Genomic DNA, 11,636 nt, shown 5'->3' with positions numbered 1-11,636 from the left:
GGTGCGGAACGTTTTGTCGAAGAAATAGCCTATGCGGTGGGCAAGGACCCGCTCGAGGTCCGCAAGCTGAACTTTTACGGCCAGCCGGAATCGGGTCGCACCCTCACCCCCTATCATCAGGAGGTCGAGGACAACATCATCGCCCGTATCGTCGACGAGCTTGAACAATCCAGTGATTATCAGGCACGGCGACAGGCCATCATCGAGTTCAACAAGACAAGCCCGATCATCCGCAAGGGCATTGCCCTGACACCGGTCAAATTCGGTATTTCCTTCACGCTGACCGCCTTCAATCAGGCCGGGGCACTGGTGCACATCTACAATGATGGCTCCATTCACCTGAACCATGGCGGCACGGAAATGGGTCAGGGCCTTTACACCAAGGTCGCCCAGGTCATAGCTGACGCCTTCCAGGTCGATATCGGCCGGGTGAAGATCACCGCGACAACGACAGGAAAGGTGCCCAACACTTCGGCCACCGCCGCCTCGTCAGGCACCGATCTCAACGGCATGGCCGCCTATGATGCGGCCCGTCAGATCAAGGAACGCCTTGTCCAGTTCGCATGCGAAAAGTGGAATGTCGCACCGGAAGAGGTAACCTTCCTGCCAAACCGCATTAGAATCGGTTTGGAAGAAGTCGCCTTTAACGACTTCATAAAACAGGCTTATTTCGGTCGCGTGCAGCTCTCTGCCGCCGGCTTCTACAAGACCCCCAAAATCCATTGGGACCGTGCCGCCGGTCGCGGCAAACCGTTTTATTATTTCGCCTATGGTGCGGCAGTCTCGGAAGTTTCCATTGATACGCTGACCGGCGAATATATGGTTGAGCGGGCCGATGTGCTGCATGATGTTGGCAAATCCCTCAACCCCGCCATCGACATTGGCCAGATCGAAGGCGCCTTCGTGCAGGGCATGGGTTGGCTGACCACGGAAGAACTATGGTGGGATAACAAGGGGCGCCTGCGCACCCATGCACCGTCCACCTACAAGATACCCCTGGCGTCCGACCGTCCGAAAATCTTCAACGTCAAGCTGGCGGAATGGGCAGAAAATGCCGAGCCAACCATTGGCCGTTCCAAGGCTGTCGGCGAACCGCCCTTCATGTTGGCCATCTCGGTTCTTGAGGCGCTGTCGATGGCGGTTGCCAGCGTGGCCGATTACAAGGTCTGCCCACGCCTTGATGCCCCGGCCACACCGGAACGGGTGCTGATGGCCGTTGAGCGTTTGAAGAAGGTATGAGGAGAAGCTTGAATGAGCGACATCTCCCTCACCGCCTTTCTGGATCGCCCTGACCCTGCGATCCTGATTGAAATCGAATCCGCCAAAGGCTCGTCCCCGCGCGAAGCCGGCACCTTCATGCTCGTCTCGAAGGACCGCATCTGGCAAACCATTGGTGGTGGGCAATTCGAATATATGGCCATCGATCATGCCCGTGCGATGTTGAGCGGCAAGACGGCAGCCGACAGCATGGACATTCCGCTCGGGCCGGAAATCGGCCAGTGCTGCGGTGGCCGAACCCTGCTGCGTTTCACACCCGTCAACGAAGCTGTCGCTACCCGCCTGAAACAGCGGCTGGCCCAGGAAAACCGCGAGCAGCCGTCTGTCTTCATCTTTGGTGCTGGCCATGTTGGCAAGGCACTTGCCAGTGCGCTCTGCCTTTTGCCGGTGTCCATTACCGTGATTGAAACACGCAAAAGCGAGTTACACGACTTGCCGGATGGCGTGACACCCCATCTGAGCGCCATGCCGGAGGCGATGGTCACATCAATACCTTCAGGCGGCGCTGCAATCATCGTCACCCATGATCACGCGCTGGATTTCATGATTGCACGACAGGCACTGGCTCGCCCTGAGCTCTCCTATATCGGCATGATCGGTTCCAAAACCAAACGCGCCACCTTTGCGCACTGGATCGAGCGGGAAAATGAAGGCGAAGCACCTGTTGACCTTGCACGTCTGACCCTGCCGATTGGCGGCTCAGAGGTCAAAGACAAACGTCCCGCCATCATAGCGGCCTTGGTTGTCGCAGAAGTGCTTCACGCATTTCATCGCTCTGCCGTTCCCGTGGAAAGCCCACCCCTCGCCTTCCATCCATAAGACCGAGATCACGTTTGATATCGTCGCTCAGGCTGTCATCGACAAGGTTCTGGGGGCGTGTTTTCGCGCCGTTAATCCGTACTGACCTGAGAAGGTCCCACAGCCGCGAAACCGCAAGCAAAGGGCTTCGCACGCGCAAGGTTGCTGCACGCATCGTCTTTTCCTCATAAACTGAATTGTTGTATGAGATGAGAATGCCGTTGTTTTCTTTCAAAAACCAATGAAATATCGCGCGCGGTAGATAAAGAGAACTTATCCATGAAGATGTCACGCCAATTGCCGTTGAATGCCTTGCGGGTTTTTGAGGCCACTGCCCGCCACATGAGTTTCACCAAGGCGGGTGATGAGCTTGGCATGACACAGACCGCTGTCAGCTATCAGATCAAACTGCTGGAAGACTTCATTGGCGTGGCACTGTTTGTCCGAAAACCTCGACAGGTCACGCTGACAGAAAGCGGGCAGAAACTGGCACCAAGGGTTGCCGAGGCTTTTGGTGCGTTGCGCAATGCAGTGGCCGATGCAAAGCAGATCAAAAGTGACACGCTTTTTATCCACACCACGCCAACCTTCGCGGCCCGTTGGCTGTCACGCCATATCGGTGCCTTCCAGCTTGAAAATCCCGGCATTGCAGTCCGGTTGGAAACCTCGCAGGATTTCGTCAATTTCAGCCAGACGGATGTGGATCTGGCAATCCGCGCTGGCGCCGGTGTCTGGCCGGGTCTGGATTCGCATCTTCTGATGCGCGGCGGTTTTTCACCCATGTTGAGCCCGGTACTGGCTGAGACAATCGGCGGCGTAAAGACACCGGCCGACCTCCTGAAACTGCGCCTTATCGATGCGGGCGATCCATGGTGGCAACAATGGTTTCATCAGGCTGGGATAAGCGACCCACCCTTGCAGAACCGCACAGGCAGTCGCCTAGGCGCACAGACATTTGAAGCTGCCGCTGCCATCGCCGGTCAGGGCGTTGCCATTCTCACACCGGAATTTTACACCGATGAGGTGGCGCTTGGTCGCCTCATGCAGCCATTCGATATCACCAGCTATGACGGCGCGCATTATTGGCTGGTCTATCCCGAAAATCGCAAGAACACGCAAAAGATCAAAGCCTTTCGCGAGTGGATTTTCAGGTTGATGCCGTTGCCGGAAAGGTCTGCTCAGAAACCCATGTCGGGAGCGTAGAAACAGCGCGGGGTATTTTCATCCGGGTAGAGGCACAGGTGATATTCGCCGTCATCAGAACGGCGCGTCTGGTTTTGAGACCAGTTGAACACGTGGCGTCTCGTGACCAGTCGATGATCCCCCGGCACAAGAGAAACCTCGTAACCACCCTGTACGACCCGCACACTTTTCATCGGGATCATCTGGCAGTCACCAGTCTCAGCATTGCCGTTGCAGCAATAGCTTTCATATTTGAAACCCTTGTGTGACTCATGCGCCGATACACTCGGCACGAGAGCAAAAACAACGGTAATTGCGGCATAGAACCAAACCGGCTTGAAGCCGGAAAATGCATAGAAACAAGAGGCTGGAGCATTTGCCTGATTCAACTTCGCATGCAAACGCTCAATCACAGTCACAGTATGGCGCATGGGCATCGTCTCCGTTGACATGAACGGCAGTCACCCGAAACGCATTGCGTCCTGTATTACGACTTGGAACCTTACATTAAACATCACAAACGGGACGCAATGCATGCACTGGCATATCTGCAAATCCCCTCCCTGAACCGCCCCCGACCCAAGGATATGCAGCATTGCGATTTCGGAAAACCGCCACGCGAAACATCGGAACGTCATGCGTCTTTGAAGGGCGCACAGAGAACGCTCCAACTCATACCATCAACACATCGTTTTTCACGAAAAGCATGTCAGGCTTTTGCGGCCGATGCGCTCGTGGGCAACCCCACGACACGACAGGTGACGGGAAAATCATCTTGCCGCACAGCCTGTTGCGTACAACCGATTTTACCTGAGTCGTGCGTAGTCGGCTAACGGCTTTTGCGCAAAGCACAATCCAGCGCCATGCAAATTTGCAAGAACAGACCCATCAACAGGAAGAATGGGAACAATCCGTAGATCACCCCGGCTTTCCTCTTTTCAGCGGCTGTTTTTTCTCGCAATGTGCAATGCAATACACATAGGGGAACTGCATGTACGAATACGCCATTGCCTGGGAATGGATGGCTTTTGCCGTCCGTTGGGTGCACGTCATTACCGCCATCGCCTGGATCGGATCGTCTTTTTATTTCATCGCACTTGATCTGGGACTGGTACAACGCGCCCATCTGCCACCGGGTGCCTATGGCGAGGAATGGCAGGTCCATGGCGGTGGTTTCTACCACATTCAGAAATATCTGGTCGCACCGGCTCAGATGCCCGAGCACCTCACATGGTTCAAATGGGAAAGTTACGCCACCTGGGTCACCGGTTTTGCCATGCTATGTGTGGTCTATTATGGCGGCGCAGATCTGTTCCTGATTGACCGCACGGTCATGGACCTTTCGTCAGTTCAGGCCATCTGTCTTTCCATCGCATCCCTGGCGATTGGCTGGGTATTTTATGATCTTCTGTGCAAATCGCCGATTGGAAACAACACCTGGGGCCTGATGATCGTGCTTTACCTTGCACTGGTCGCCATGGCCTGGGGTTACACGCAGGTCTTTACCGGCCGCGCCGCCTTCCTGCATCTGGGGGCCTTTACCGCCACCATCATGTCGGCCAACGTGTTCATGATCATCATTCCCAACCAGAAGATCGTGGTTGCGGATCTGATTGCCGGACGCACACCCGATCCGAAATACGGGCGCATCGCCAAGCAGCGGTCTTTGCACAACAACTACCTGACCCTGCCCGTCATCTTCTTCATGTTGTCCAACCACTACCCGCTTGCCTTTGCCACAACCTATAACTGGATCATCGCGGCGCTGGTGTTCCTGATGGGTGTCACCATTCGCCACTGGTTCAACACCACCCACGCCCGCAAGGGCAGACCCACATGGACATGGGTCGCAACCGCGGTGATCTTCATCATCATCATGTGGCTTTCCACCGTGCCGAAGGTACTGACCGGTGAAGAGGAAACCACCTTGTCGCTGACACCGGCACAGCAGATGTTTGCAGGTGACGTTCATTTTGCCTCGGCGCGCGATATCGTTCAGGGACGCTGTTCCATGTGCCATGCCGCCGAGCCGGTCTGGGAAGGCATCAGCTTCACACCAAAAAACGTCAAGCTGGAATCGGATGCGGATATCGCCGCCCATGCCCGAGAGATCTATATTCAGGCAGGCCGCAGCCATGCTATGCCGCCCGGCAACATCACGGATATAACGCCCGAAGAACGCAAGGTGCTGACCGCCTGGTATGAAAGCGCCTTGTCACAAGGAAAAACTGAATGAGCATGCTTCTGCTGCGCGGTCGACTTTTGAGTTTTCGCCGCGCACCACACGCCATCGATGACACGGCAAGTTATCTTTACATCGAAGATGGCGGACTGCTGATTGATGATGGCAAGATTGTCGCGATTGGCGACTATAACGACATCAAGAAGTCAGCACCCGAAGATGTGGCAGAAAAAGACCACCGCCCGCACCTCATCGTGCCAGGCCTGATCGACCTGCACCTGCATTTCCCGCAAATGCAGGTCATCGGTTCTTACGCCGCCAATCTGCTGGAATGGCTGAATACCTACACCTTCCCGGAAGAGTGCCGCTTCGTGGAAAGCGCGCATGCACAGCGTATCGCCACGCATTTCTATGATGAACTGCTGCGCCACGGCACCACCACGGCTGCTGCTTATTGCTCGGTGCACAAGACCTCCGCTGATGCCTATTTCGCAGAAGCCATGAAGCGCAACATGCTGATGATTGGCGGCAAGGTGATGATGGACCGCAATGCGCCGCAAGGCCTGCTCGACACACCTGAAATGTCCTACGACGAAACCAGAGCGGTTATTGCCGACTGGCACGGCAAGGGCCGCAACCACGTTGCCATCACTCCACGTTTCGCCATCACCTCCACCCCGCAGCAAATGCAGGCGGCACAGGCGCTGGCGCAGGAATTCCCTGATCTGTTCATCCAGACCCACCTGTCGGAAAATCTGGACGAGATCAAATACACCTGCGAGCTTTATCCAGAGGCCACCGACTACACCGACATCTACGTGCGCTACGGCCTGATGCGTGACACTACCCTCTTGGGCCACGCCATCCACCTGTCGGAACGCGAAGCAGATGTGTTATCGGAAACCGGCGCGATCGCCGTCCATTGCCCGACCTCGAACCTGTTCATCGGCTCCGGTCTTTTTCCAATGAAAAAGCTGCAGCGCCGCGAAAAGCCGGTTCGGATTGCCGTTGCCACCGATATCGGCGGCGGATCGAGCTATTCAATGCTGCGCACCATGGATGAGGCCTATAAAATCCAGCAGCTGCTGGGTGAGCGTCTGAACCCGTTGGAAAGCTGGTATATGATGACGCTTGGCAATGCGCAGGCACTGTCGATGGCAGATCGCATCGGAACACTGGATGCCGGCACCGACGCCGACATCACCGTGCTCAACGCATCCTCAACGCCTGCCATGGCGTTGAAGATGGAAGTGGTCAACAGCCTGACTGAAGAACTCTTCCTGATGTTGACCATGGGTGATGACCGTACCGTCAGCGAAACCTATGTGGCTGGCAAGGCGATGAAATCGACATTGGCCTGAAGTCCATCACGCTATAACCTCATGCATGCGACACAGCGTGCATGAGGAGTGGCCGCCATGGCACTGACCAGCAAGATCACAGCCTATGATCCGGATTGGCCCAGCCTCTACCAATCAGAAGCCCTGCGACTGCGACAGGCATTTGGCCCTTCCCTTCTGGAAATCCATCATATTGGCAGCACCGCCGTTACTGGCCTTGCCGCAAAACCGGAAATCGACATCCTCATTCTCGTCAAGGATAGCGATGTCGCGGAGAACATGGCGGCAGCACTTGCTGATCTCGGTTACCGGCGTGGCGGTGATCTGTCCGCCGGTCACAGCTTTTTCAAGCGGGATGTTGATGGTGTCAGAACCCATAAGCTGCACCTCTGCCTTGCTGGACATCGAAAGGCTCTGGAGATGATCAAGTTCCGCGATCATTTGCGAGAAGACAACGAGGCACGCGATGCCTATGGACGTCTGAAACTGCAGCTTGAACAGGAGAACACCAAAGGGATCGCGGAATATCTGCGCGGCAAGGAGCCCTATATCCAGCGCATTGTCGACGGGCTTTAGACTGACTGTGCAACCTCTTGAACAGTGTGAGAAAAATCAAAAGCGCCGCCCCCCTTTTCGTCATCCTCGGGCTTGACCCGAGGATCCAACGACCCCCAACTTCAACGTGGGTAGATCCTCGGGTCAAGCCCGAGGATGACGTTGAGTTTAATGGGAGCCAATGAGAGCAACGTACTCCCTGGTACATGGACAACAAAACCATAGTTCGGCGCACACCGTAACATCAGGTGCGATATGTGATTATAACAAAACCATACCTGCCAATCACCGTACCGGATGCTCATGCCTGAAATGACAGCTGACTTATCTCTCGCCGCAATCGCGCTCATTACGCTTACCTTCTTTCTGGCCGGCATCGTCAAGGGCGTAACCGGCATGGGCCTGCCAACCGTTGCCATGGGTGTGCTTGGGCTGTTCATGCCACCGGTTGCGGCGGCAAGCTTGCTGATCCTGCCTTCTTTCGTTACCAACATCTGGCAGTTGCTGGCCGGGCCATCCTTCATGGCCTTGTTGAAACGGCTGTGGACCATGATGCTGGCCATCATCATTGGCACATTGCTGGGTGCTTCCTTCATGGCCGGCAATTCAGGCGTCTGGGCAACGGCGGCTCTCGGCGTCGCGCTCGCCTCGTATGCCGCCTATACGCTGTTGGCCCCGCCTTTTTCCGTGCCTGAAAAAATCGAGCCCTGGTTGTCACCAATCATCGGCCTGCTGACAGGCCTGATGACGGGCGCAACCGGCGTTTTTGTTATTCCGGCCGTTCCCTATATTCAGGCCCTCGGTTTCGACCGGGAAAATCTGGTTCAGGCCCTTGGCCTCTCCTTCACCATCTCCACCATTGCGCTGGTCATCGGTCTTGGCTCCCACAGCGTGTTCCAGCTGCAGGAACTGGCAACCTCGACACTGGCTGTTGCCCCCGCTCTTCTTGGCATGTGGGCAGGCCAGATCGTGCGCCGCGCCGTCAGCCCCGCCACCTTCAAGCGATGGTTCCTGATCTGCCTGCTGCTGCTTGGTTTGCAGCTTGCCCTGCGGCCATTGATGGGTTGAACAAGCACCATCGAGCGGCACTTTTAAAGTGCCGCACAATCCGTTGAATCGACTCTGCTTTACCGTGGCAGTTTCGCCAAAGCATGCTAGTCATGGATGCAGAATTTGAACTGTGAAGGCGTCATCCATGAGCAAACCACTCGAAATCGCGGACCTGAAAAAGCTGGCGAAAAAGCGCGTGCCAAAAATGTTTTTCGACTATGCCGATAGCGGCGCATGGACGGAAAGCACCTACCGCGCCAACGAAGATGACTTTGCCAAGATCAAGCTGCGTCAGCGTGTGCTGGTGGACATGAGCGACCGGTCGCTGGAAAGCGAAATGATCGGTCAGAAAGTGGCGATGCCCGTCGCACTGTCCCCCACCGGCCTTACCGGCATGCAACATGCCGACGGGGAAATGTTGGCAGCACAGGCGGCCGAAGAATTCGGCGTTCCCTTTACTTTGTCCACAATGAGCATTTGCTCGATCGAGGATGTCGCATCTGTCACCAAGAAACCTTTCTGGTTCCAGCTCTACGTCATGAACGACCGCGACTTCGTTTATAATCTGATCGACCGGGCCAAGGCCGCCAAGTGCTCGGCTCTGGTGCTGACGCTTGACCTGCAAATCCTAGGTCAGCGTCACAAGGACATTCGCAACGGTCTGTCTGCTCCACCGAAATTCACGCCCAAACATATCTGGCAGATGGCGACGCGTCCGGCCTGGTGCCTTGGCATGCTTGGCACCCAGCGCCGGACCTTCGGCAACATCGTGGGCCATGCCAAAAGCGTCACCGATCTTAAGTCCCTTTCGGCATGGACCACAGAACAGTTCGATCCGCGCCTGTCCTGGAAGGATGTCGAATGGATCAAGGAACGTTGGGGCGGCAAGCTCATTCTCAAGGGCATCCTCGATGAGGAAGACGCGCGCGCTGCGGCCGGTTCCGGCGCAGATGCGATCATCGTTTCCAACCATGGCGGTCGCCAGCTCGACGGTGCACATTCATCCATCGCCATGCTACCGAAAATCGTTGAAGCCGTTGGCGACAAAATCGAAGTGCATATGGATGGTGGCGTTCGCTCCGGACAGGATGTGCTGAAAGCTCTGGCTCTCGGCGCGAAGGGCACCTATATCGGCCGCCCGTTCCTCTACGGCCTCGGCGCTGGTGGCAAGCAGGGCGTTACCACCACACTTGAGATCATTGCCAAGGAAATGGATATCACCATGGCTTTGTGCGGCAAACGCCGCATCGTCGACGTCGGCCCCGATATCCTGGCATGAGCGCAGAATAACCAAGACGGGCTGCCACAACCTGCGGCCCGTCTTAAGCGGATCATCATCGCATAGCCCAGGGACGGCCTCACAAAACAGGCTCGAACCAATTGGCGCTCAAATTCGTTTAGCTGATCATTCAGGCTGAAAGCCGCTGTGGGAGGACTGCCATGACGATCACCATTACCGCATTTGAAAACTCTCCCGATGGCGGCAAAGGCATGGCGCGGGACATGCGGGTACGCTGGGCACTGGAAGAAGTGGGGCTACCCTATGAGGTTCGCCTGCTGTCCTTCAAGGCACTGAAAGAGCCTGCTCATCTGGCATTGCAGCCATTCGGGCAAATTCCGACCTATCAGGAAGATGATCTCACCCTGTTTGATTCAGGCGCAATCGTCTTTCACATTGCAGATCACCACCCGGGCCTGCTGCCTCAGGATGCGAATGCAAGAGCCCGCGCCATCACCTGGATGTTCACCGCCGTCAGCACCATGGAACCGCCGATGCTGGAGCGTGAAGTCGCCCGGTTTCTCGAGGGCGAGAAAAGCTGGCATGATGAACGCATGCCGCTGATCGACAACCGGATCAGACGACGGCTGGGTCAATTGTCCGAACAGTTTGGTGAGCGTCAATGGCTTGAAGACACATTCAGCGCTGGCGACCTATTGATGATCTCGGTTTTGCTTCGAACCAGAACATCGGGAATTCTCGCAGAATTCCCCAACCTTCTGGCCTATGTCGAACGCGGCGAGACACGCCCCGCTTACAAGCGCGCCTTTGCGGCACAACTGGCCGTCTTCAAGGCCGCGTCAAATCTCTGAGGCGTGTTTAGTCCAGCCAGCCGCCGGTCAAGGCATTGGCAAATCCGTCCATGCCCTTGTTGCGGGCCAGTTCGGCCATGGCGAGATTGTCATACCGAACCTGGCGGAACGTCGGCTGCCAGCCGCGCGATGTCTTTTCGAGCACGGCATAGCTGGCAAAGGGCGTTGCGGTTTCCACCCGGTGAAAAACCGGTTCCCCATCGGTATATCCAGGGCAGCCAACACTGCCGGGATTGACGATCAAACGCCCGTTCGAAAGCTGCACCGAACGCGGAATATGGGTGTGGCCGCACAACATCAGCGGATGATCGACGCCTTCTGCCAGAGCCTCGATTTCAGCAAGCGGGCGCAGATGCATGATGCCATCAGCACTTACAGTTTCCAGCCAGTACTGATTATCGTCCTTCGGTGAACCGTGGCAGCAGAACACTTCGTCCTTGTAGATCATGCTGAATTGCAGCGTGTGCAGCCAGTCGAAATGTTCGGGTGAAAGCTGCTGATAGGCAGGTCGTTCCCAATCGCCCATCTCTTCATAGGCGCGATCGATCAGGGCGCGGTCATGATTGCCGCGCACTGTCGGCACCCAGTTCTTCAGCAACAGATCGGCCGTCCAGCCAGCTTCCAGCGGCCCGCTGAAACAATCCCCGAGATTAACGACATCAGTGATGCCCTGCTTCTCGATGTCGGCCAGAACAGCCTCAAGCGCAGCACAGTTTCCATGAATATCGGCGATCGCAGCAAAGATCATGAGCTGTCAACTTCCCCGGTAGGTCGAATAGCTGAAAGGTGAAAGCAGCAAGGGCACATGATAATGCGCCTGTGTATCAGCAATACCAAAGCGGATGGGAATAACATCGAGAAATGCTGGTTCCGGTAATGTCACACCCTTGCCGCGCAGATAGTCGCCGGCATGAAACACCAACTCATAATGCCCGGCCGCAAAACTTTCACCAATCAGCAAGGGGCCACCATCCACACGGCCATCGCTATTGGTAACAACGCTTTTCAGCTTGCTACGGCTTTCGCCGTCCAGCCGGTAAAGGTCGATTTCCAGCCCTTCCGCTGGCGTACCATGGGCAGCATCAAGAACATGGGTGGTAAGGCCTGTCATGGCGTCGGCTCCGCAATGATATAGGGCGACTCGAAAAAATACTCTTCCA

13 protein-coding genes are annotated in these 11,636 nt (G+C 56.1%); 9 read left to right on the top strand and 4 right to left on the bottom strand.

Going from position 1 to position 11,636, the window contains the following annotated elements; genetic code table 11:
* The 3 genes from RT613_RS19715 to RT613_RS19705 form a co-directional block, all read left to right on the top strand.
* The coding region (locus RT613_RS19715) for a molybdopterin cofactor-binding domain-containing protein (protein WP_313618083.1) at window positions 1–1,239 on the top strand (1,239 nt) is incomplete at its 5' end.
* Window positions 1,240–1,251: 12 nt separating this feature from the next.
* Entirely contained in the window at window positions 1,252–2,097 is an 846-nt protein-coding gene (xdhC, locus tag RT613_RS19710) for a xanthine dehydrogenase accessory protein XdhC (protein ID WP_313618082.1), read from the top strand.
* A gap of 258 nt (window positions 2,098–2,355) precedes the next feature.
* Window positions 2,356–3,279: a LysR substrate-binding domain-containing protein gene (locus RT613_RS19705; RefSeq protein ID WP_313618081.1), complete on the top strand. Its 924-nt coding sequence runs from the start codon at window positions 2,356–2,358 to the stop codon at window positions 3,277–3,279.
* Here RT613_RS19705 and RT613_RS19700 read toward each other — a convergent pair.
* Entirely contained in the window at window positions 3,255–3,572 is a 318-nt protein-coding gene (locus RT613_RS19700) for a hypothetical protein (protein WP_313618087.1), read from the bottom strand. The genes RT613_RS19705 and RT613_RS19700 overlap by 25 nt on opposite strands.
* Window positions 3,573–4,249: 677 nt before the next feature.
* Between RT613_RS19700 and puuD the strand changes: the two genes are divergently transcribed.
* From puuD to RT613_RS19670, 6 genes are all read left to right on the top strand, one after another.
* Window positions 4,250–5,494 (top strand): urate hydroxylase PuuD, encoded by a 1,245-nt coding sequence (gene puuD, locus RT613_RS19695; protein WP_313618080.1) that lies wholly within the window; start codon window positions 4,250–4,252, stop codon window positions 5,492–5,494.
* Window positions 5,491–6,801, top strand: coding sequence for a guanine deaminase (gene guaD, locus RT613_RS19690; protein WP_313618079.1), 1,311 nt, complete (start codon window positions 5,491–5,493; stop codon window positions 6,799–6,801). Before puuD ends, guaD begins: the two co-directional genes overlap by 4 nt.
* Before the next feature lie 57 nt (window positions 6,802–6,858).
* Window positions 6,859–7,356: a GrpB family protein gene (locus RT613_RS19685; RefSeq protein WP_313618078.1), complete on the top strand. Its 498-nt coding sequence runs from the start codon at window positions 6,859–6,861 to the stop codon at window positions 7,354–7,356.
* 291 nt (window positions 7,357–7,647) lie between these two features.
* Window positions 7,648–8,403 carry a sulfite exporter TauE/SafE family protein gene (locus tag RT613_RS19680; protein ID WP_313618077.1) on the top strand — a complete coding sequence of 252 codons (756 nt, stop codon included), beginning with the start codon at window positions 7,648–7,650 and terminating at the stop codon, window positions 8,401–8,403.
* A gap of 127 nt (window positions 8,404–8,530) precedes the next feature.
* Complete coding sequence (locus tag RT613_RS19675) at window positions 8,531–9,664, top strand: alpha-hydroxy acid oxidase (protein ID WP_313618076.1); 1,134 nt, start codon at window positions 8,531–8,533, stop codon at window positions 9,662–9,664.
* Window positions 9,665–9,825: 161 nt separating this feature from the next.
* Window positions 9,826–10,476 (top strand): glutathione S-transferase family protein, encoded by a 651-nt coding sequence (locus RT613_RS19670; protein WP_313618075.1) that lies wholly within the window; start codon window positions 9,826–9,828, stop codon window positions 10,474–10,476.
* Window positions 10,477–10,483: 7 nt separating this feature from the next.
* Here RT613_RS19670 and RT613_RS19665 read toward each other — a convergent pair whose 3' ends face one another.
* The 3 genes from RT613_RS19665 to RT613_RS19655 all read right to left on the bottom strand — a co-directional run.
* Window positions 10,484–11,224: a metallophosphoesterase family protein gene (locus RT613_RS19665; protein WP_313618074.1), complete on the bottom strand. Its 741-nt coding sequence runs from the start codon at window positions 11,222–11,224 to the stop codon at window positions 10,484–10,486.
* Between the two features lie 6 nt (window positions 11,225–11,230).
* The gene (gene uraH / locus RT613_RS19660; RefSeq protein WP_313618073.1) at window positions 11,231–11,587 is read right to left on the bottom strand and encodes a hydroxyisourate hydrolase; all 357 of its coding nucleotides are present in this window, start codon (window positions 11,585–11,587) and stop codon (window positions 11,231–11,233) included.
* Window positions 11,584–11,636, bottom strand: a 53-nt coding sequence (locus RT613_RS19655) for a hypothetical protein (protein ID WP_313618086.1), incomplete at its 5' end; no start/stop codon positions are given. The genes uraH and RT613_RS19655, both read right to left, overlap by 4 nt.

This window comes from Agrobacterium sp., assembly GCF_032092815.1.
Lineage (GTDB): Bacteria > Pseudomonadota > Alphaproteobacteria > Rhizobiales > Rhizobiaceae > Agrobacterium.
Note: the sequence above shows the minus strand (reverse complement) of the source record. Positions and strands in the feature narration are given on the sequence as shown.

What these genes read in the sequence shown, in the direction of transcription:
- RT613_RS19675 (WP_313618076.1), top strand. Translation starts at nt 8,531, where the DNA reads ATGAGCAAACCACTCGAAATCGCGGACCTGAAAAAGCTGGCGAAAAAG.
- RT613_RS19705 (WP_313618081.1), top strand. Translation starts at nt 2,356, where the DNA reads ATGAAGATGTCACGCCAATTGCCGTTGAATGCCTTGCGGGTTTTTGAG.
- RT613_RS19685 (WP_313618078.1), top strand. Translation starts at nt 6,859, where the DNA reads ATGGCACTGACCAGCAAGATCACAGCCTATGATCCGGATTGGCCCAGC.
- xdhC (WP_313618082.1), top strand. Translation starts at nt 1,252, where the DNA reads ATGAGCGACATCTCCCTCACCGCCTTTCTGGATCGCCCTGACCCTGCG.
- puuD (WP_313618080.1), top strand. Translation starts at nt 4,250, where the DNA reads ATGTACGAATACGCCATTGCCTGGGAATGGATGGCTTTTGCCGTCCGT.
- uraH (WP_313618073.1), bottom strand. Translation starts at nt 11,587, where the DNA reads ATGACAGGCCTTACCACCCATGTTCTTGATGCTGCCCATGGTACGCCA.
- guaD (WP_313618079.1), top strand. Translation starts at nt 5,491, where the DNA reads ATGAGCATGCTTCTGCTGCGCGGTCGACTTTTGAGTTTTCGCCGCGCA.
- RT613_RS19680 (WP_313618077.1), top strand. Translation starts at nt 7,648, where the DNA reads ATGACAGCTGACTTATCTCTCGCCGCAATCGCGCTCATTACGCTTACC.
- RT613_RS19665 (WP_313618074.1), bottom strand. Translation starts at nt 11,224, where the DNA reads ATGATCTTTGCTGCGATCGCCGATATTCATGGAAACTGTGCTGCGCTT.
- RT613_RS19670 (WP_313618075.1), top strand. Translation starts at nt 9,826, where the DNA reads ATGACGATCACCATTACCGCATTTGAAAACTCTCCCGATGGCGGCAAA.